Source organism: Acinetobacter portensis (assembly GCF_009372215.1).
GTDB lineage: Bacteria > Pseudomonadota > Gammaproteobacteria > Pseudomonadales > Moraxellaceae > Acinetobacter > Acinetobacter portensis.
In genome coordinates this window covers 15,642-37,662 of record NZ_LWRV01000071.1, presented here as the reverse complement: position 1 = coordinate 37,662, position 22,021 = coordinate 15,642, and the positions used below count along the sequence as shown (strand labels likewise).

At 36.8% G+C, this 22,021-nt stretch carries 18 protein-coding genes; 5 read left to right on the top strand and 13 right to left on the bottom strand.

The genetic code is table 11. From position 1 onward, the window contains the following. Positions 1-24: 24 nt before the first annotated feature. The 3 genes from A6M14_RS07960 to A6M14_RS07950 all read right to left on the bottom strand — a co-directional run bounded on the left by A6M14_RS07960 (position 25) and on the right by A6M14_RS07950 (position 2,957). On the bottom strand, positions 25-969 hold the full coding sequence (locus tag A6M14_RS07960) for a transporter substrate-binding domain-containing protein (protein WP_152874436.1): 945 nt from the start codon (positions 967-969) through the stop codon (positions 25-27). Between the two features lie 503 nt (positions 970-1,472). Beyond that, a complete protein-coding gene (locus A6M14_RS07955; RefSeq protein WP_152874435.1) occupies positions 1,473-2,339 on the bottom strand; it encodes a YadA family autotransporter adhesin in 867 nt (288 codons plus the stop codon). Positions 2,340-2,483: 144 nt separating this feature from the next. Next, positions 2,484-2,957 (bottom strand): hypothetical protein, encoded by a 474-nt coding sequence (locus A6M14_RS07950; protein WP_241678054.1) that lies wholly within the window; start codon positions 2,955-2,957, stop codon positions 2,484-2,486. A gap of 193 nt (positions 2,958-3,150) precedes the next feature. Here A6M14_RS07950 and A6M14_RS07945 point away from each other — a divergent pair, with 193 nt between their 5' ends. Both A6M14_RS07945 and A6M14_RS07940 read left to right on the top strand, forming a co-directional pair. Continuing rightward, positions 3,151-4,185: a molecular chaperone DnaJ gene (locus tag A6M14_RS07945; protein WP_152874434.1), complete on the top strand. Its 1,035-nt coding sequence runs from the start codon at positions 3,151-3,153 to the stop codon at positions 4,183-4,185. Between the two features lie 189 nt (positions 4,186-4,374). Beyond that, the gene (locus tag A6M14_RS07940; RefSeq protein WP_152874433.1) at positions 4,375-4,743 is read left to right on the top strand and encodes an endonuclease domain-containing protein; all 369 of its coding nucleotides are present in this window, start codon (positions 4,375-4,377) and stop codon (positions 4,741-4,743) included. A 102-nt stretch (positions 4,744-4,845) separates the two neighbouring features. Here A6M14_RS07940 and A6M14_RS07935 read toward each other — a convergent pair whose 3' ends face one another. Both A6M14_RS07935 and A6M14_RS07930 read right to left on the bottom strand, forming a co-directional pair. Beyond that, positions 4,846-5,799 carry a DUF6414 family protein gene (locus A6M14_RS07935; protein ID WP_152874432.1) on the bottom strand — a complete coding sequence of 318 codons (954 nt, stop codon included), beginning with the start codon at positions 5,797-5,799 and terminating at the stop codon, positions 4,846-4,848. 67 nt (positions 5,800-5,866) lie between these two features. Then, positions 5,867-8,761: a valine--tRNA ligase gene (locus tag A6M14_RS07930; protein WP_152874431.1), complete on the bottom strand. Its 2,895-nt coding sequence runs from the start codon at positions 8,759-8,761 to the stop codon at positions 5,867-5,869. A 183-nt stretch (positions 8,762-8,944) separates the two neighbouring features. Between A6M14_RS07930 and A6M14_RS07925 the strand changes: the two genes are divergently transcribed. The 3 genes from A6M14_RS07925 to A6M14_RS07915 all read left to right on the top strand — a co-directional run bounded on the left by A6M14_RS07925 (position 8,945) and on the right by A6M14_RS07915 (position 11,271). After that, positions 8,945-9,607: a hypothetical protein gene (locus A6M14_RS07925; protein ID WP_152874430.1), complete on the top strand. Its 663-nt coding sequence runs from the start codon at positions 8,945-8,947 to the stop codon at positions 9,605-9,607. Between the two features lie 42 nt (positions 9,608-9,649). Beyond that, entirely contained in the window at positions 9,650-10,456 is an 807-nt protein-coding gene (locus A6M14_RS07920) for an SDR family NAD(P)-dependent oxidoreductase (protein WP_152874429.1), read from the top strand. A gap of 62 nt (positions 10,457-10,518) precedes the next feature. Then, complete coding sequence (locus A6M14_RS07915; protein ID WP_152874428.1) at positions 10,519-11,271, top strand: PA3715 family protein; 753 nt, start codon at positions 10,519-10,521, stop codon at positions 11,269-11,271. A 12-nt stretch (positions 11,272-11,283) separates the two neighbouring features. On the opposite strand, the gene A6M14_RS07910 is transcribed toward A6M14_RS07915, so the two are convergent. The 8 genes from A6M14_RS07910 to sdsA all read right to left on the bottom strand — a co-directional run bounded on the left by A6M14_RS07910 (position 11,284) and on the right by sdsA (position 21,935). Continuing rightward, positions 11,284-11,745 carry a YbjQ family protein gene (locus tag A6M14_RS07910; RefSeq protein WP_152874427.1) on the bottom strand — a complete coding sequence of 154 codons (462 nt, stop codon included), beginning with the start codon at positions 11,743-11,745 and terminating at the stop codon, positions 11,284-11,286. Between the two features lie 3 nt (positions 11,746-11,748). Beyond that, positions 11,749-12,075 (bottom strand): YbjQ family protein, encoded by a 327-nt coding sequence (locus tag A6M14_RS07905; RefSeq protein WP_152874426.1) that lies wholly within the window; start codon positions 12,073-12,075, stop codon positions 11,749-11,751. 113 nt (positions 12,076-12,188) lie between these two features. Continuing rightward, positions 12,189-13,652: a multidrug efflux RND transporter AdeIJK outer membrane channel subunit AdeK gene (gene adeK, locus A6M14_RS07900; protein ID WP_152874450.1), complete on the bottom strand. Its 1,464-nt coding sequence runs from the start codon at positions 13,650-13,652 to the stop codon at positions 12,189-12,191. Then, positions 13,652-16,831 carry an efflux RND transporter permease subunit gene (locus tag A6M14_RS07895; RefSeq protein ID WP_152874425.1) on the bottom strand — a complete coding sequence of 1,060 codons (3,180 nt, stop codon included), beginning with the start codon at positions 16,829-16,831 and terminating at the stop codon, positions 13,652-13,654. Before A6M14_RS07895 ends, adeK begins: the two co-directional genes overlap by 1 nt. A 12-nt stretch (positions 16,832-16,843) precedes the next feature. Further along, a complete protein-coding gene (locus tag A6M14_RS07890; protein ID WP_152874424.1) occupies positions 16,844-18,073 on the bottom strand; it encodes an efflux RND transporter periplasmic adaptor subunit in 1,230 nt (409 codons plus the stop codon). Positions 18,074-18,099: 26 nt separating this feature from the next. Continuing rightward, positions 18,100-18,501, bottom strand: a complete 402-nt coding sequence (locus A6M14_RS07885) for a phosphatase PAP2 family protein (RefSeq protein ID WP_241678053.1) — start codon at positions 18,499-18,501, stop codon at positions 18,100-18,102. A gap of 354 nt (positions 18,502-18,855) precedes the next feature. Continuing rightward, the gene (locus A6M14_RS07880) at positions 18,856-20,907 is read right to left on the bottom strand and encodes a site-specific recombinase (protein ID WP_152874449.1); all 2,052 of its coding nucleotides are present in this window, start codon (positions 20,905-20,907) and stop codon (positions 18,856-18,858) included. Positions 20,908-20,957: 50 nt separating this feature from the next. Continuing rightward, a complete protein-coding gene (sdsA, locus tag A6M14_RS07875) occupies positions 20,958-21,935 on the bottom strand; it encodes an All-trans-nonaprenyl-diphosphate synthase (RefSeq protein ID WP_152874422.1) in 978 nt (325 codons plus the stop codon). Positions 21,936-22,021: the final 86 nt, after the last annotated feature.

The following is a 22,021-nucleotide window of genomic DNA, read 5'->3' as shown; positions in this document are numbered from 1 at the left end:
GGTCTTTATTTATTGTTTTAAAATTTATTCATCTCGGTCATGAGGATTGCTGATTAATGCTTTTAATTGATCAGACATTGCGAAGTTTAAGTTGATATTTTTTGGTGGCACAGCTGATTGGAACCATTTTTTGTACATGTCGTTAATTTCACCAGACTTGTACGTTTCAGTGATTGCACCATCAACAACTTTCTTGAAGCCTGTATCACCTTTACGAAGCATACAGCCGTAAATTTCTTGAATTGGTGCTGTACCTACAATTTCCCATTTTTCAGGATTAATTGCTTTAGATTTTTCACCAGCAAGTAAGATGTCATCCATCATAAATGCAGCAGCACGACCGCTTTGAAGCATTAAGAATGATTCAGCATGGTCTTTAGCAGAAATGATTTCGCCAATGCCTAACTCTTTTTCATGTTGACGGATATAACGTTCAGATGTTGTACCAGCCGTTGTAACTAACTTTTTGCCTTTAAGATCTGCGAAATCTTTAACACCTGAATCTGTTGCAGTAAGTAAACGTGAACCTACTTGGAAGAAACCTACAGAGAAATCAACTTGTTGTTGGCGTTCTTTATTGTTTGTAGTAGAACCACATTCTAAGTCAACAGTACCATTTGAAACCAAAGGAATACGGTTTTGGCTAGTTACAAGGTTGTAGCGTACTTTTAGATCAGGAAGATTCAGTTCTTTTTTAACTGCATCTACAACTTTTAATTGTAGGTCGTGTGCATAACCAACAGGTTGTGTTGGATTGTCTGCGATATATGAGAATGGAATAGATGAGTCACGGTAGCCAAGAACAATAGTTCCTGATTTTTTAATTTTTTCTAATGTACCTGATGTAGCAGAAGCATCTGATGCAGCTGATTCTGTTGCCGCTGGAGCTTTGTCGTTGCTACATGCGCTTAAACCAAGCATGAGTGCACTTGTACAAAGAACAGATAGTGTGGTGTGTTTGAACTTCATGTATAAACTCCGTTTCTATAATTATTGCTGTTTTGGTTTTAGAGTATTAAATACACTTTTTGTATAAAAGATGTATTTAATATTGCAAATAAGTAACCCGTATTTATCTTATGCGAGTTATAGCTCTTTGCTCAAGGAAAATAATTTCAAGGATTTTTCTGGGCTAAATAGTGATCAAGTTGTCATTTTGTTTGGTAATAACCCTTAATTTATATGCCTTCCGTGACAATTATTTTTCAAAGATTGTTATTAAAATATACATAAATTTGTGTATAAATACACCATTACAGTAGTGTGGTTACATTTTGTAACTATTATCTTTTTAACGATGACGCTGATTTGGTGAAGCAAAAAACAATATTTTTATCTGAAATTAGATAGATAGCTTTTTACTTAATGCTGTTGTTATCGTTTTTTAATATTAATAAAAGATTAAAAAGTATTGGAAATAGATGCTTTATTTAATATTTTTTACCAAGTTTGAGCTCTAAATTTTAAGTTTACTACCATTGATATCCTATTGAAGCAGCACCACCAGAATTTCGATTGCTGTCAAAAGACGCTCCTATTTTCCAAATTACTTTGTCATTTTCCGTTACAGAGCTAAAACCGAAAGCAGCCGCTGAGTGACCTTTATAGGTGCCCATACCGCCACTAATCATATTTTTTCCTGGCGTACTTGGTTGAGGGAGGTTACCAATAGCCATTGCACCAGCAATGCCTGCATATGCGCCTTCTTTTAGTTGATCTATATCTTGATTAATTTGTTTGATTTCTGAGTCATATCCAGCCATTTGTCTTTGATATATTGATTCAATTGCATTATATGCTGCATAAAGTTGAGAGCCGTTTATAGCATCGGTTGATGTTGCAGAAATTTGACCTGCTGCAACATTTTGTATAACACGCTCGTTGTTAGAGTTTCCAACAGAGACTGCATTGGTTGGATTTGAACCTGCATAGTTATAGGTAGTACCAGCTAAAGTTACAGGTGTGGATGAAGATACAGCTCGTGTTTTGGAATTGTTACCAAGTGCGACATCGCCATTATTCAGAGCTTTACTGTCTTTACCAAGTTCAATATATTCTGAAGTTATTTGTGCAATTTGATTTCCATTTATTGTGTCTTGAATAGTGCTACTAGATACAGAATGTTGTGAAGAAATTGTTAGGCCATTGGTTGTCGGTTTAATACATGTTGCTGTTGTTAAGCTAGGTGATGGTTGATCCGTAATACAAATAGAACCTTCTGATAGATTAGGGCCTCCTAAACTACTTAGTGGTCCTGTTTGAATTGCGGCATTAATTTCAAAATTTATAAATGCACAAAATGATAATACGATGATTCTTGTTATTTTAGATGCAATCATACTTCACCTTTCTTTTGTTTTTATGTGATTTAATTTTATTTATTAATACAATAAAAAAGATATCATATGCAATAATAATTGTTAAAAATAATTAATTGATTTGGAAGTAAATATTAATAAAAACCACTTTAATTATGCTCAACCCTAATGGTTGTAGGTATTTTCAATAAACTGGATTAAATCTGTACTGATCACTTGAATATTCTGACTATGTTTAAGTAGTTGATCTTGATGTATCAGCAATTTTGAATCATTCGGAAGTAATAGGTGTTGTTGCAGAATTTCTTCTGAATGGAAAAGTTCAAATGCGAGTTGATTGAGTTTTGCATCATAAATTTGGCTATGTACAAATATATGGAGTTCTTTTGCAAATACAGGAATGAGTTCTAAATATTCCGTTTCTAATGTATGCAAAATATTCTTTGTATTTACAGAATTTATTTGAAAATGCTGATTAAAATCTTGGCTATAGCGTTGCATACGATACAAACTTGGTAAGAGCGTTACGAAGTACTTTTGTTTTTGTTGCTCTTGTTGTGTTTTAGCTTGTTTTTGATCTAATCGATTTAAATACAATGGAATACTAATGGCGACAAAAATGGCAATGACTGAACCCACGCTGCCAATTCTTGATTAAAAATTAAATCTGCTTGTGTTGCCATTTGACTCATCCTTTAGTTAAAACATTGTTTTCCCTTAAGTAGCATAGCTAAACCGATTGTGGTTATCCGTAGCGATTTGTATGAGTACTTAGCTGTGGATTTTGTTAAAAAGCATTAAACTGAAGTGTATTTTTGAATATTTGCCGATTATGTCTTTTGAGCTTAAAACCACATTTCCAACTGTTCTTGAAGTTTCTCCACAGCATAAAAAGCTGAATGGTTTGATTGATGAAATTGAGCAGCAAAAGTTATTGCTTGAAGCTTGGAAACAGGCACAGCATGAGATTCGTGCATATAGTCAAAAAGCGCTAATGCCAGCATATCGAAATTTATATGCAACATTGTTTGACCAAATGCAGACGCTTTGGAATAGCCTAAGTATTTATGATTTAAATAAGACTGATAGTGCAAAAGTGGAAGAGAAAATTCAAGCCCTTGCTCGTTTGCTTCAAGGCTCACATCTATTAAATCAAATACAAATTGATGAAGTCGAAAAGATGCATGCTTATTATCAGCAGGCGAGCGAATATAACAATAAGAAGAAAGTGAAAAACAAAGAAGAGCGGTTTTTTGATGAGCCTGAAAATATCGAATTTCAAACTGATAATGATTTTGAAGATTGGAACAGCGATGAATATGCTCAAGCACGTGAGCAAGCCAAATTAAAACGTCAACAAGATAAACAAACTAAAGCTGAAAAGTTAGTGAATCAGTCGCTTAAAACTGTGTATTTAAAAATAGCCTCGATTATTCACCCTGACCGTGAACAGGATGAAGCGAAGAAAGCGGAAAAAACAGAGCTTTTGCAACGTGCCAATGAAGCTTATGAGCAGGAAGATTTATTCTTTTTACTGAAGCTTCAGCTAGAAGTAGAACAAAGTAGAAATGGTTCAAATAAAGGTTTAAGTACGGAGCAAGTAAAGTTCTACCAACAGGCGTTAGAAGCGCAAAGCCAAGCTTTAAAAAGCCAAATTCAGGAATTGATTGATTCATTGGTTTGGTCAAATAAAGCCAAAATTGCAGTGCAGAAGTCGAAAGGGCAACTGAATATTGAGCAACTCTATAAGCAGATTGATGCGGATGTATCTGCGGTAAAGCAACAGTTAAAAGCTGAAAAGCAACGGCTCAGTTTTATGGGTAAAGAGAGTGGGTTGGAGATGTTATTGGAGCATGGGGTGCTTTAAGGGTTTTCTCCCTCTCCCTATGGGAGAGGGTCGGGGTGAGGGTAATTTGTTAGATTTACTTCTCTAGTTTCACCTCTCCCTAGCCCTCACTTGCGCTTCGTTTTAAAGCAGTACTTTAAAACTTGCTCAGGAGAGGGAACCTCTTTGTGTATCGTATAATGACAATAAATTTTAAGAGGGCAAATAAAAATGAAAATAGACCCTGCATTATTAGAATTCGCTAAATCCATGCGGCACACGGCTACCGATGCTGAACACCTGATGTGGCAAATTCTACGTGCCAAGCGTTTTATGAATCTTAAATTTCGTCGTCAGCATGTGATTGCACCTTATATTGTGGATTTTTACTGTCATGAAATTGGTTTGGTGATTGAGTTGGATGGTGGTCAGCATGGAATGAATGATGCGATTGAATATGATGCTGAACGAACCAAGTTTTTAGAGGCTTTTGATTTAACTGTTGTGCGATATTGGAATCATGATGTGTTGGGGTGGACGGATGTAGTGTTGGAGGATTTGTGGCAGAAATGTATTGAACTAAAAAACACCTCTCCCTAACCCTCTCCTAAAAGGAGAGGGAATTTCCATTGAGTATCAAGCAACAGTGAAATTCATAAAGGTTGCTCCATCTCCCTATGGGAGAGGGTTGGGGTGAGGGAATTAGATACAGATGGACATAGCTCGAATTCTAACAGCAGGACCTTGAATCTTTAATTTAAGAACTTGATTTAATTTTTGCATAATAATTTCTTTTACAAATAAAAATTGAACAGCTTTTTGATGTTCTTGCCAAGCTATAAAACCTTGTTCAAGAATGCGAAGTAATGGAGAAATTAAACTACGTTGAATTAAATCAATTTCACCATCAGAGCTAACTATTTTTGTTATTTTTCCATAAATGTGAAAGTATCCATCAGTAAGTTGAGCTTTGATTCTTTTTGGGTCTTGATTGTTAATGTCTAAATCAACAATACCGATACATTTCCCTTGATCATCTAGAATCATCATTTCAAGTAAATTAGATTCTAAATAATTTTTTTCTAGTTCATTGATAACACCAGTTAAAATTTGAATACCATTTTTTGCATTTATGGCTTGATTATTTGGTTTATTACCTTTTTGAGGAAGTGTTTTATTACTAAAGATTTCGTTACCAAATAGATTGAAAATGGTTTCAAAGTGAGGTGTTAAAGACTTAATTATTTGTATAATTTCGAAAAAGTCTACAGGTTGTAAAACACCCTCAATTTTCTTGTAAGGTGTATCGCTTGCTATCTTAGTAAGGTCTTTAATTTCATGAACATATTCATTTAAATATAATTCCTTTAGAACTTTCATATGAATAGCACCGAGGGTTAAATACTTTGTTGAACTCTTAGAATAATTATTATGGCTTTGATTATCTAAGTTGCCCTCAAAATTTCCTTCAGCTTTCGCTAACCATTCAAGAATGCCATTTGTACCGATATTAGCAGTACCTTTTAGGCTCTTATTATTTTGATCAGAATTAGTCTGAGATATATTGGTTGAGGTTTCGACTCCATCAAATAAATATCCAGCACAGTTGAGAAGCATTTTTTCATTAAGATATATTGGCTCTAATAAGTCTTTCATATTTATAAAAATAAAGGGCTGAATAATCAGCCCTTTATACTATGAATTTAAGTGAGTTATCAACTTATTAAAGCGCTGCAATCTGCTCCATATTCGCCTTGATCTTCGCTAACTGATCAGCAAATTCAGCAAGTTTCACTTTTTCACCTTCAACCACAGCAGCAGGTGCTTTCGCCACAAAACCTTCATTACCTAGTTTAGTTGCAATTTGATCATGCTGTTTTTGAACTTTATCAAAGTCTTTCTGCAAACGACCAAGCTCCGCTTTCGGGTCAATTAAACCCTTCATTGGAACAAATACAGACGCATGACCCACAACACTTGAAGAAGACAAAGGTGGTTGTTCGTTATCTGCTAAGAACGTAATGTTTTCAACTTTAGCCAATGCTTTAAACAAAGGCTCAATACGTGAAATTTGAGCTTTTTCAGCATCAGTAATGTTCTGCATTAATACAGGAAGTAAACGTGCATTACCTAAGCCCATTTCACCACGAATATTACGAACCGCACCAATTAAACCTTGAAGCCATTGCATATCTGCTTCAGCTTGATCATTAATAAGCGCGTTATCTGCAACAGGGTAAGCCGCGGTCATAATCGTTTCGCCACCAAGACCAATCATTGGTGCAAGCGTTTGCCAAATTTCTTCAGTCAAGTACGGCATAATTGGGTGAGCTAAACGTAAAGACTCTTCCATTACAGCCAATAACACACGACGAACTTCAGCTTTACGCTCTTCAGAAACATTTTCATCATTTAGAACAGGTTTAGTTAGTTCTACATACCAGTCACAGTATTCATTCCAAATGAATTCATAAATGGCTTGAGCAGCTAAATCTAAACGATACGTTGCAAATGCTTGTTGAACCGCAGCAGTCGCTTTTTGTAAACGACTCACGATCCATTGTTCAGGCAATTCCCAAAGATCAGGACGAGCCGTTTGACCAACAGTTTGACCTTCAACATTCATAAGAACGAAGCGAGTACCGTTCCAAATTTTGTTACAGAAGTTACGGTAGCCTTCAACACGTTTCATATCAAACTTAATGTCACGACCTGTGTTTGCAAGCGCGCAGAAAGTAAAACGAACTGCATCTGTACCGTAAGATTGAATGCCTTCAGGGAATTCTTTACGAGTCGATTTTTCAATCTTCGCCGCTTGTTTCGGGTTCATTAAACCTGTAGTACGTTTTTGTACCAAAGTTTCTAAATCAACACCGTCAATTAAGTCTAATGGGTCAAGTACGTTACCCTTAGATTTAGACATTTTCTGACCTTCGCCATCACGTACCAAACCATGTACATACACAGTTTTAAACGGAACTTGTGGCGTACCATCTTCATTTTTCATGAAGTGCATGGTCATCATAATCATGCGGGCAACCCAGAAGAAGATGATGTCGAAACCAGTAACCAATACATCCGTAGAATGGAAAGTATTCAGGAAGTAGTTTTGTGCATCTTTTTCAGCGTCACCAGTCCAATCTAAAGTCGAGAATGTCCATAGACCAGATGAGAACCAAGTGTCTAATACGTCTTCGTCTTGTTTTAACGCAACGTCATCGGCAATGTTGTTTTCTGCACGAACTTCTGCTTCGTTACGACCTACATAAATGTTGCCATCTACGTCGTACCATGCAGGAATACGGTGACCCCACCACAATTGACGTGAAATACACCAATCTTGAATATTGTTCATCCAAGCCATGTACATGTTGCTGTATTGTTCAGGAACAAATTTGATGTCGCCATCTTTTACAGCTTTAATTGCAGGCTCAGCAAGCGGTGCAATTTTCACATACCATTGATCTGTCAATAATGGCTCAACGATTACGCCTGAACGGTCACCGCGAGGTGGCTTAAGCGTGTACGGTTGAATTTGATCTAACCAACCTTCAGATTCAGCTTGTTCAACCAATTGCTTACGAGCAGCAAAACGCTCTAAACCAATGTAGTCCGCAGGTGCAGGAATGGTTTTAGAAATTTGTTCGCCTGCTTTTGCGATGTATTCAAATTCAGCAAGAACTTCAGCATTTTTATTGAAGATGTTGATGATTGGTAATTCGCAACGTTTACCTACTTCATAGTCATTGAAGTCATGAGCAGGGGTGATTTTTACACAGCCTGTACCAAATTCTTTTTCAACATACTCATCTTTAACAATTGCAACAGCACGACCTGTAATCGGTAGAATAATGTTCTTACCAACAAGATGTGCATAACGTTCGTCGTCTGGTGCAACCGCAACAGCTGTATCACCTAACAATGTTTCAGGACGAGTTGTTGCAACAACGATGTAATCTTTACCATCGTGTGTACGAAGTGATTTGTCTTCAAAGAAATATTTGAAGTGCCATAAAGAACCTTGTTCTTCTTTATCTGACTCAACTTCTAAATCTGAAAGGGCAGTTTGTAATTTAGGATCCCAGTTTACAAGGCGTTTGCCGCGGTAAATTAAACCTTCTTTATGTAAACGTACGAAAACTTCTTTTACTGCATTCGATAAACCATCATCCATCGTGAAGCGTTCACGTGACCAGTCTACAGAAGAACCTAAACGACGAATTTGACGGGTAATGTTACCGCCAGATTGTTCTTTCCATTCCCAAACTTTTTCAATGAACTTTTCACGACCTAAGTCATGACGGCTAATGCCTTGAGCACCCAATTGGCGTTCAACAACCATTTGGGTCGCAATACCCGCATGGTCTGTACCCGGTTGCCATAAGGTGTTTTTGCCTGACATACGGTTATAACGGGTCAATGCATCCATAATGGCATTGTTAAAACCGTGACCCATGTGCAAGCTACCAGTGACGTTTGGTGGCGGAATCATGATAGAGAATGAATCGCCTTTTTGAGAAGGCTTAAAGTAGCCGTTTTCTTCCCAAGTCGTGTACCATTTTTTCTCGATCTCGGTAGGATCGTAGGTCGTAGCAATATTTTGCGCTGAATCAGTCATAGTTCAAACAGTTCAAAAGTGGATAAAAAATTAGCTCCATTGTAGCAAAAAAAATGACATTGTAGGCAGCTTCGCAAACGCAAAATTTATGCAATTGGAACAATTTAAAAATCGTTCTATGATGGTGTGAATGCAATGATGCGATTGTTTTATTTAAAACAAAAATATGAATGGATGATGTTGATGCAAAATTTAGTTTATCTAGGAATAGAAACCGAAACTTTTAGAAAATTTCAAAAGATTCATCAACAACTTAATGAAGGTCATACAGAATCTATTTCAAAGGAATTAGGTGAAGTTTTGGCGACCATTTCTTGTGGCGTGGTTGAGCAGGTTTTTGGTGAAATTGAGCGTTTAAGGTCGACCACAGAAATTGAAACTGAAAATACCTTGCAACAAATTAATGAGAGTTTGCAAAAATATATGCCTTGGTCTGTGTCATTATTTAATAATGATCGATTAAAACCAATCGTGAATTATCTCGACCAACACATCTATAAGCATGAACATCAAAGCTTTTTAACCTATAAAGTTGACCCAAATTTATTGGCAGAGGCGGAAAATTGTTTATTGCAAATCAAACAGGGCAATCGTGCATATATTCAGCCTGCATTTAAGGCTTTTACACAAATTGTCGATCAAGGGATTCATCAACTTATTATTGAACCAAAGAAAATGTTGAAGTTTAACTTTGTCGTAGATAAGACCTTAACGGGTGTGATTCACTTAACAACGCAGTTGGGTTATAAGCGTATTGAGAAATTAGCAACACAATTCGATTTAGCTCATTCAGAAAAAACCTTAGTACATTTTTTTAGTTTTTTAGATGAACCAAAACACGAGTGACGAGTGAATGTTGCTTAAAATAATGAGTATGGATGTAGTGCAATGACAAAATTAAATGATTTAGACAATAAAGTGGTGTGGATTACAGGGGCATCTTCAGGTTTAGGGAAAGCTTTAGCACTTGAGTGTGCAAATAAAGGCGCGCATATAGTTTTAACCGCACGACGTTTTGAAGAACTTGAAAATGTTCGTTTAGCTTTACCAAATGCTGAACGCCATTTATCTGTTGCTGCAGATATTAGTAATGAAAAGCAGGTGAACTCTGCTTACGAAACCGTTTTAAAAGAAAAAGGTAAAATTGATTGGCTGATTAATAACGCAGGTTTAAGTCAGCGTGCATTAATTAGCGAAACGACCATGCAAACTGAACGTGCCATTATGGAGTTAGATTACTTTTCTCAAGTGTATTTAACCAAAACAGTATTACCTACATTTCTTGCACAAAAATCAGGTCGCATTAGCTTTGTATCGAGTGTAGCAGGCTTGTTAGGAACGCAATATCGAGCATCTTATTCTGCTGCAAAAGCAGCTATTCACATGTGGGCAAATAGTTTACGTGCGGAAGTTGCAGATGAAGGTGTAGATGTTTCTGTTATTTTTCCGGGTTTTGTAAAAACCAATGTGTCGATTAATGCCTTAAATGGTGAGGGGAAAGCTCAAGGTTTTGATAATGAAGTCACGGCTAATGGCTTAGAAGCAGATGAGTTTGCCAAAATTGCAGTTAAAGCATTGTTGAATGGTCAGGAATATATTGTGATTGGTGGTCAAAAAGAAGTTCTAGGCACTTGGATTTCACGCTTATCGCCAAGCACTTTATACAAAATGATTCGTAAAACGAAAGTGAAGTAATATTTTTTAAATGAGGAATACTTCTAAAGCATGATGAGAAGTCGATTTTGAGCATGATAAAAATGAAAAAATTTAATTTTTTAGCAATATTTTTACAATTGTTTATTTCATCTTTCGTTTATGCATTTGATTGTAAAAATGAACAAAATATTGACCATGTGCTTAACCAAGTTGATTTAGAGTTTAATCTAAGTCATTTAATAAGTTGTAAGGTTAATCCTCAAAATGAAAATCAATTGTTAATAGCCTATGCAGTTCAGCAATATGATGAGGAAAGAGAAATAGGAGATTATCAACTTTATATTTTAGGTGTGAATCATAAAAATAGAAAAGTTGATTACTTTTATGCCATTGAAGATAGATTACCTTCAGATGCAGTTGAACTTTCTAGTATTACTTGGGATTTTGCTTCTTATTTTGTGAAGCCTAGTTATCGTGTTGTTGGATTGAGATTAAACTATTCTCTGAGATCTCAAGTTCATCCATATCATTCGACTGTCTTAAATTTATATGATTTAGATAATAAAAAACATATTCTAGATAATCTGATTGTGAATGAATATAGTGTGGATACTGATACGCGTTGTAATGCAGATATTGAAGAAAGAAATTCAGTCTTAGTTATGCGACCAACGACAACACATGGATATTTTGATATTCATGTTCGTAGTCGGCTAGAGCATTATGAAATGAGAGGGGATGAAAAAAATTGTTTTGAAATAAATAGAAAGACTTCAAAGCAAAATTTCTTACTCAAATTTAAAGGAGCAAGATATGTTATTCCAAAGTCTTATGAAAAAGATTATCAATATTAGATGTATTTCATTTTATTGGGATTTATTAAAAATTGCCGTTCCATAAGCAATGACTTCAACTATACCGCCTTGTTCTTTTAATGATGTGTTTGTGATACGAAAGCCTAAGATTTCCTCAGAATTTAAAAGCAATGCTTTTTGTTTTAAACGAACGATAGCCTCTTTCCTTGCAAGCTCAGTGATATTTAAATCATGGAGTGATTCTAAACCGAATATGCCTTTTGTCTGAGCTAATACGCTATTGAAATAGTTTTGGGATATGACCACACTTGCATGTATGAATTCAGAGGCTTGATTCGATGTTTGGAATTTACTTGTTGTTATAGATATATGAGATAGTTTTTTTTCAATTTCGATTAATTTAGTCAGCTGTTTAGTTGAATATTTTTTCCCAAAGAGCCAACCCAAGCCCAATTTGACTAAAAACTTAACAATTAACTCTCTATCTAGGTCGATTATATCAATAAGTTTCATAAATTATTCTTTAACTGGTTCAACAATAACAGCAGTCCCATAAACAAAAAGCTCAGATGCCTCATCAGCGATATTGGAGCTTGAAAATCGTATTCCAACGATTGCATTTGCGCCTAGTTTTTCTGCTTTTAAGATCAAGCGTTGTATTGCTTCTGTACGGGTTTCTTCCAATAAATGGGTATATGAATTGATTTCACCACCAAAAATATTTTTTATTGAAGCGAATGTATCTGTAATAATATCTTTTCCTCGAACTGTACTACCAGAAACTAGATTTAAATATTGAATTATTTTATGACCTGGAACGGTTTCTAAATTACTTAATAGCATTAAAATTATTTCTTAAAGTTGTTGTATTTGAAGATAGGAAAATTTGATTAAAAAAGCAATAAAAAAGCAATAAAAAAGCCCACCGAAGTGAGCTTTTATAACAGAACTAAAAATTACTTTTTATCTACTTTGTTGTATTTAACTTCTGAAGAAGAGGGTTGTTTTACCACTTCATCAGTTGTTTGAGTTTTTACACCGCCACCAAGCGTTTTATACAATTCAACTTGGTTGTTAAGGTTTGCTTGCTCTAGTAACAATAAACCTTGTTCAGCAGAATAAGATGTACGTTGTGCATCTAATACACTTAAATAGCTATCGATACCTGCACGGAAGCGAGCATTCGAAAGTTTATACGTTGTATTTGTTGCATCGACTAAGCGACGTTGAGCCGCTAAACGATCATCAATATTTTGACGAACGGCAAGTGCATCATTCACTTCACGGAAAGCAGATTGAATAGATTTTTCATAATCAGATAACGCGATTTGTTGATCTGTTTCTGAAATTTTAATATTCGCTTTACGTGTTCCCCAATCGAAAATTGGAAGATCTAGGCTAGGACCAATAGACCAAGCAAAATTACCAGATCTAAATAAATTATTAAGATCTGTTGATGCATAGCCAGCAGTGCCAGTCAAACTAATAGTAGGGAACAAACGCGCTTTTGCAGCACCAATATTGGCACCTGCAGCAGAAAGTTTATATTCAGCAGCACGAACGTCGGGACGATTATTTAACAAGTCACTTGGTAAGCCTGAACCAATTGAAGTTGTATTGGTAATACGTGTTACACGTTGAGTTGGTAGCAAGCTAGCAGGAACAGGTTCACCTACAAGTAGGTTTAATAAGTTCTTTGCTTGAGCAACTTGAGTTTTATAATTTGCAACATCGTTACGTGCAGTTTCAACTGAAATTTGTGCCTGACGAACAGGAATTTCACTGTCGATACCTACATCAAAACGTTTTTTGTTGAGGTTGTAAGACTCTAATTGTGCTTTTAACGTTTGGTCAGCAAGCTTTAAGTTTGCACTTGAATAAGAATGGTTTAACCATGCTTGAGCAACTTGACTAATTAAAGCAATTTGCGTTGCATCACGTGCACTTGCTGTCGCTAAATAAGTGTCTAAAGCATTGTCTTTTAAGCTACGAACACGACCCCAAAAGTCGAGTTCATAAGCAGTAACGCCTAAACCAACATTAAAAGATGAATACGGATTATTCGGATCTCTTGTTGGAGTTACTTGACGTAAAACACTGCCGCTTGCACCAATTGTTGGAAGCTGATTATTTTCTGTAATTTGATACTGTTGTTGAGCGCGTTGAATGTTCAAAGCAGCAGTACGTAAATCACGGTTATTTTCCAATGCCATATCTAACACTTGTAATAAGCGTTGATCTGCAAAGAAATTTTTATAACCTTGTTCAGCAACAGAAGTACCAGAAGCATTGGTATAGCTACTTGGAATGCTTGCTGAAACTACGGGCTCTGGGCCACGCATGCTTTGACATGCAGTCAAAGCAAGCGCAAGTGCAGATACCGCAATGCTACGACCTGAAATAGACCATACTTTTTGCATCACGATGATTGCTCCTGATTATTTTGTTGTTTTGGTTTGTACTTAAAGATACTTCGCACCCAAATAAAGAATACAGGGATAAAGAAAATACCAAGAAGTGTTGAACTGATTACGCCACCCAATACACCATAACCTACAGAGTGTTGGCTACCAGCACCAGCACCTGAAGCAAGTGCAAGAGGAAGTACACCAAAACCAAAAGCTAAGGTTGTCATAATGATTGGACGTAAACGCATTTTTGCTGCATGCAGAGTCGCATCGAAAAGTTCTTCACCTTTTTCTTGAAGTTCTTTTGCAAACTCAACAATCAAAATCGCATTTTTCGCAGAAAGACCAATAACTGCAATTAAGGCAACTTTAAAGTAAATATTATTCGAAAGGTTTGGATCTTTCGTTAATAGCATGCCAAGGAACGTCAGTACAACCGCACCAATAATACCAAGTGGAATAACCATAATCACAGAGAATGGAATAGACCAGCTTTCGTATAATGCAGCTAAGCAAAGGAATACGATAAGAATAGAAAGTGCCATAAGGAAAGGAGTCTGAGAGCCAGAATCACGTTCTTCTAAAGACAAACCAGTCCATTCATAGTCGAAGCCTTGTAAGCCCATAGATGGCAATTTAGCAGCGATCTCTTCCATTGCAAGCATTGCATCACCAGAACTGACACCAGGAGCAGGTGTACCTTGAATGTTCATCGATGAAATACCGTTGTAACGTTCAAGACGAGGTGAACCATATGTCCATTCGCCAGTAGCGAATGCTGAGAATGGAACCATCGTACCTTGATTATTACGAACGTACCATTTGTTCAGGTCTTCAGGCATCATGCGTGAATCTGCTTCGCCTTGAACATAAACCTTCTTAACACGACCACGATCGACGAAGTCATTAATGTAAGATCCGCTCCAAGCCATGCCCATAGTCGCATTGATTTCAGCAATACTAATTCCCATAGCACCCGCTTGCGCTTGATCTACAACAATTTTGTACTGTGGTGTATCTTCTTGACCATTTGGACGTACGCCCATTAAGCGTTTATCTTGTGCAGCCATACCTAAAATAGCATTTCGTGCAGCAAGTAAAGCATCGTGACCTTTACCACTTGAATCTTTAAGCTGGAAGTTAAAGCCGGCACTTACACCTAATTCAGGCATTGCAGGAAGCTGTAATGGCATGATGTAAGATGCATCTTTTACAATCATGTTGAGTGCCATACCACGTTGGATGATTGCACCCACTTGTGATTCTGGAGACGTACGTTCACTCCAATCTTTCAATTTAATGAAAGCAAGGCCCGCATTTTGACCAACACCTGTGAATGAGAAGCCCGCTACACTAAATACAGATTCGACATAATCTTTTTCATTGTTCATGAAATAGTTTGTCATTGCTGTAACGGTCTTATCTGTACGATCTAATGAAGCATTTGGTGGTAATTGAACTAAAGTCATTACAACGCCTTGGTCTTCATCTGGAAGGAATGAAGAAGGTAGTTTCGTGAACAATAGTCCCATGACTGCAATAACAGCAACATAGATCACGCCAGAGAATACTTTAGCGTGCGTTAAGCGGTTTACACCACCTTGATATTTAGTTGCAATTTTGTCGAAACATGTATTAAAGCCACGGAAGAAACGAGCAAAGATACCGTTGCTTTCAGCTTTGCTTGAATCATGTTCTTTCAACATGGTTGCACAAAGTGCAGGGGTAAATGTTAAAGCAACGATTAATGAAAGAATCATTGCTGTTACAAGTGTTACCGAGAATTGACGATAAATTACACCTGTTGTACCACTCATAAATGCCATAGGTACAAATACAGCAGTCAATACAGAGGTAATACCAATTAACGCGCTTGAAATTTGTTTCATTGATCGTTCTGTTGCAGTAACAGGGTCAAGATGATCTTCAACCATCAAACGTTCAACGTTTTCGACCACAACAATCGCATCATCCACCAATAGACCAATGGCAAGAACCATTGCGAACATGGTGAGCGTATTAATTGAGAAACCGAAAAGATTAATAACAGCAAATGTACCCAAGACAACAACTGGAACAGCCATTGTTGGAATAATGGTTGCACGCCAGTTTTGTAAGAATAAGAACATCACAAGGAATACAAGGATGACTGCTTCAATTAACGTGTGTACAACACTTTCAATAGAAAGTTGAATAAATGGTGTTGTATCAAATGCAAGTTGGTCTTTCATACCATCTGGGTAATTATGACGTAACTCTTTTAAACGAGCTTCAACAGCTTTTGCTGTATCAAGCGCATTTGCACCTGTTGCAAGTTTAATTGCAACACCACCGGCAGGTTTACCGTTAAATTTAGAATCAAATTGATAGTTATCTGCACCTAATTCAACACGAGCAACATCACTTAAGCGAACTTGAGCGCCATTTGCTGTGTTTTTAAGAAAGATTTTCTTAAATTCTTCAGGTGTTTGTAACAAGCTTTGAGCATTTACAGTTGCGTTAAGTACTTGACCTTCAACAGCTGGCGCACCACCTAATTGACCAACTGCAACTTGAGCATTTTGAGTACGTAAAGCAGTGGCAATGTCACTTGGTGTCACTTGCAAGCTTGCCATTTTGGATGGATCCATCCAAATACGCATTGCATATGAACCACCAAATACTTGTACTTCACCCACACCAGCAACACGACTAAGCGGTTCTGAAATGTTTGCGTTTACATAATCTTTAATGTCGTCTGCAGAAAGGCTGTCATTCGTAGAATAGAATGCTAAAACTTGTAAAAAGCTTGCGCCAGATTTCGTTACTTTTACACCTTGACGTTGAACATCTTCAGGTAAAAGTGCAGTTGCAGATTGTAATTTGTTTTGAACTTGAACTTGTGCAATATCAGGATCGACACCTTGTTCAAAGTTAATTGCGATAGACGCTTGACCATTACCTGCACTATTTGAAGAAATATAGCGTAAGCCATCAAGACCATTCATTTGTTGTTCAATGATCTGGGTTACGGTATTTTCAACAGTTTCAGCAGATGCACCAGGATATGTCGCAGAGATTGTGACAGTTGGTGGGGCAATCGTCGGATACTGTGCAATTGGCATTTTTGTTAGCGTAAGAATACCTGCCAACATAATGACCAATGCAATCACCCAAGCAAAAATTGGGCGATGGATAAAGAATTGAGCCATTCAGTCTACCCCTTATTTATTTGAAGTAGCTTTTTGTTCAGTTTCAGCCTTTGCCGCAGGTTGAGCACCTTGTGGTGCAGCAGCTTGTGGCTGATATGGTTTAGCAACAACAGCTTGTTCAGGTTTTACTTTCGCAATACCATCTACAATAACTTTGTCGCCAGCTTTTAAGCCTTCAGTAACAATCCAGTCTTTACCTTGTGTACCTGCAGTTGTTACAGGACGAGCTTCAACTTGTCCTTTTGCATTTACAAGCATTGCAATCGCTTGACCTGTTGGTGTACGAGTAAGCGCTGCTTGTGGAACAAGATAAGCATTTGGAATGACACCTTGTACAATTTGCGCATTGGCAAACATACCAGGAAGTAATAAATGATTTGGGTTCGGGAATACAGCACGTAAAGTTACAGTACCTGTATCTGGATTCACGCTTGCATCAGAGAATGCTAAACGACCTTCAACGCCATAATCACTGCCATCTTCAAGCTTTAACTTCACTTTTGTGTTGTTGCTGCTGTCTAGGCTACCTTTACTTAATTGTTGACGTAAACGAAGTAGTTCCGCACTTGATTGATTAATATCAACATAGATTGGATCTAGACGTTGTACAGCCACTAAAGGTTCAGCTTGATTTGCTGTAACCAATGCACCAGCAGTAACTGTTGAACGGTTTGTTTGACCAGAAATTGGTGAGCGAACTGTTGAATAACCTAAGTTAATTTCAGCATTTTTCACTTCAGCACGAGATGCAGCTACATCGGCTTCCGCTAATTTCACTTGAGCGACAATATCATCATATTCTTGTTTAGAAATTGCGTTTGAGCCAACAAGTTGACGGTAACGACCTTCTTTAACACGTAACATATTTAAGTTTGCTTGTTGACGTGTTAAAGCAGCACGAGCACTGTCAGCGTTAGCACGGTTTGTACGTGCGTCAATTTCATAAAGCGCCTGACCTTCACGTACATAGCTGCCTTCAGCAAATAAACGCTTAAGTACAACACCGCTTGTTTGTGGACGTACTTCTGAAATTTCAAATGCAGTTGTACGACCTGAAAGTTCTACAGACTGTTCTACGCTTTGAGGTTGTGCAATGATGACACCAACTTCAGTCGGTGGCATTTTTTGGGCTGCAGCAGCTTGCTGAGCATCCTTTGGATCTTTGCTACAACCAACAAGTGCAATACTTGTTGCTAATGCGCAAGCAGTCAGGGCAGGTGCCCAAAGCTTTGCAGACATCATTCTTCCACCTCTAGTAGATTTTCTATCTAAATTATAAATTTTCTTACACTACAATATTTGATGAAAATCAGATAAAGCAGCGATGTCCAAATTAAACCTATGCCCCAACCGGATAATACGTCCGAAGGGAAGTGCACACCTAGGTATACTCTAGATACGCCCATAATCATCATCCATAATAAAGCAAATGAAATAAATACTTTATATTTAGGATGTTGCAAATTGGTGTATATCAATAAGCAACCTAAAGTAGCAGCATATACGCTATGCGCACTTGGATACGAAGTACCAAAGCTTTCTACTAAATGTAATTGTTCGGGTGGTCGTGGTTTTGAAACTAAATATTTTAGTGTCCAAGCAATCACGATGCTCCCGAAAATTGCAGAAAAGAAGAAAATAATTTCAATGTATTTTTTAAACCATGCCATGTATATAGCACATAATGTGGTTATAAATAATACAAAAATTGTGCTTCCAATAGTTGATAAGCCGATTGAAATTTCACTCAATAGATCTGTTCTATAAGTACTTAAGCCTTTCAAAATGTAAGTTTCAAAATGATTGAGACTAGGTGTATTTATAACTAAGATACTGATAAATAAAAAATAACAACCGCAGATAGTCAACTTTTTGGGCATGTTGAAATCCTTGCTATTTCAACCGATTAAAGCGAGATTATTGAATGAAACAAAGTGTACCCGTCAGTACACTTTATTTCAAGCGCATATAATTTACGCTAATTTTATTTTCACTTTTTTATGATCTGTAAAAATAATTAATATTTAATGATGGTTTTTTTGGTGATCAGTAACATCATTAATTTCTAAATTTTGTTTGGGTGGCCAAAAGAAATCACTTGGACGAGTTAAAAAATGGGTTAATACAAGTTTCGCCAAGGGTTTCCATTGTTCAAATCGAACACGACGGGCACGTAAGGCAACAATAATTGTGAGTGTAAAACTCACAAATAAGTTGGTTAAACCAATTAGTAGTACACCTAAAAAGGACACAATAATTAAGCCAATTTCTGGCGTACCATTAATGAGCATTAAGCCTTGAATAAAGTTTGCAGAAGCAAAGGCAATATGGCGGATATCTAAAGGTAAGCCTAAAATATAACCAATGGTTCCCATGCTACCCAGCATAATACCAAACAAGAAGTTACCTGCTAAAGCACCTAAGTTACGCTCTATATAGTTGGCAAATTTATCTAAACGTTCCTTTTTAATGTATTTCTTTAGCTTAGGATGAGCTTGAATACGAGGTCCGACTTTACGATATACCGCCATATTGTCGAAGTAACCCGCCAATAAACCCGAAAAGAATAAGCAAATACCAGCAATGGCAGCATGTGGAACAGCTAAAGATGTAAACGGATTTAAATCATGCAAGGTTTTAGTTGCTTTATAATGATTCATTAATGGTTCATGTAAAGCGAAATCCCAAAACATAACAATAATTGCTGCAACAGGAATGGCAATAGAAATATTACCTAAAATTGCAACAAATTGAGTACGAATAATATTAATAATCAATGCTGCAAGTTCAGCAATTTGAGCTGTTTTAGAGCCTTTTTGATGCTGAACTGTAGAGGCAAGTGCTGCCGCCGTCATAGCAGGTTGTTTTGTTGCAACGGTAAAATGCAAAACATGAATGAGCATAAAACCTAGTGAATAGTTCATGCTATATGAAAAAGCTTGCATTAATGGTGCTAAAGCGGCACGCGCCATAAGGACTTTTAATGTTGCCATAATGGCAATAATGACACCTGCTCCAGCAGCAGACTTATACATACCGAAAAAACCTGCTTTATCGGTACTTACATAATGTTCACCTGTTTTACTCGCATTTTCAGTCACTTGTAGTGCAATAAGTTCACTGTTTGTGACCAATAATGATCGAACGCTTCGCTCACTATAAATGGCGGTCGTAATATCGTTAAGCAGCCAGCCTAAAGAGTTGTAACGTACATCATCTTTTTCAACTATAAAGTTAATAAGAATTTCAATTCGTTCTAGGCATTGTTCAAGTAATGAAAGTAAATAAGTTAAGCTGATACTGACCCCAATTCGTTTGGTTGATCTACGAATTTTTGCGGTAACATCTTTACATTGTTCAAGCATAACAAGTGCTTGAGCTGCATCGGGTGGGGTAATAGCCGTTAATTGATCGTCGTTTAAATCTAGAAGTTTGTATTGTTGAATAAACTCATTAATTTCACGGTTTTGAACAAGAAATGGCGACTCGTATTCGGTTAATTCTGGGTGTGCATTAATAAATTCAGGATATAAGCCAATACCGCTAACCCGATAAGATAAAACAGTAATCGATTTGATAATTTCACTTCGAATTAAACGTTTTTCTTCTTGGTTGCTATGCCCTTGATTGAGTAACCTAAAGAGTTGTTGCCATTGTTTGTCTTGAATACTGTCTAACCAATATTGATCTGAATATTGATGAAAAACATTTCGAACCAGTTCTTGAAGTTGGCTTTCATCATTAATCAGTGGAAGAAAGTGCGAACCTAAACGTTGAAAAATTTGGTTCCAAAAACCTTCTAAAGACAAAATACCTGTATCTGCATATAAACTTGTTTGCTTATATTGGCTTATCAGTTTTAAAACAAAGCTTTGTAAAGTAGATGCTGCATCTGGGGTAATTAAAATTGCTTGTATAAAGGCATTAAATTTTATTTGAACTTCGTCTTGATTACGTGTGTCATTAGGACGAATACGATTTACTAACTCAATCAGTAAGGTATCATCAAGAACAGCTTGATTTTGATCAAGCTGTTCTTGCATTTTTAGGAATAAGTCATTGAGTTTTAGATGCATAAGCAAGTGTTAAATCTTTTATTAAGTAAAATTTATGATTTGGCTATGCTTTATTGAATACGGTTTAAAGCCAATTTAGCCAAGTTTTCAAGTGCCTGACGATATTCCGTGTCAGGTAATGCAGCTAAAGCTCCAAGTGCGGCTTGAGTTTCTTCGGTTGCACGTTTACGGCAATAATCTAATGCGCCAGATGAATGAACAATTGAAATTACACGCTCTAAGTTTTCTGTTCCGCCTGTAGCGATACTTTTGCGAACAATTTCACGGTCTTCACCTGAAGTGTTTTGTAATGCTGAGATTAATGGCAAAGTTGGTTTACCTTCCATTAAATCATCACCAATATTTTTACCTAATGTTTCAGCATCAGATGTGTAATCTAAAATATCATCAATAATTTGGAATGCATTACCAAAGTGACCAGCGTATTTACGAAGTGGTTCGCGGAACTCATCTTTCCCACTTAAAATTGCAGCACCTTCAGTTGCAAGCTCAAATAATCGTGAAGTTTTGCCGTGGATAATACTTAAATATGTTTCTTCGGTTGTATCTGGTTGGTGTTGAGATTGTAATTGTAGTACTTCACCTTCAGCAATTTCACATGTACCCGTAGAAAAGTCTTTTAATAAAGTCATATTGTTTAAATCGACTAAAAGATCGAATGAGCGTGAAATAAGAAAGTCACCAACCAATACGGCTGTTTGATTGTTCCATGTTGCATTTGCAGTGGGGCGACCACGACGTAATCCAGATTCATCTACAACATCATCATGAACCAAAGTTGCGGTATGTAACATTTCAATAATAGCCGCAAGTTTTGTTGCCTGATCTAAGTTTGTTTCACCGCATGCTTTTGCTGCAAGTAAGCACATAATTGGGCGCATACGCTTACCACCAGCTTCCACAACATGTTTGCTTACAGCCATCACTAAAGCAACTTTAGAAGTAATCCCTTCATTAATAAATGTGTCCATCGCGGCAAAATCAGAAGCAACAGGAGCGAGAATATCTTGCTTAAAATCGATGGTCATGTGAAGAGAAACCTCATTTTTGAATTGAATCTTAGTTTAACAAATATCTGGTCGTATATAGGTGTAATTACCTATGTAAGCCTGCC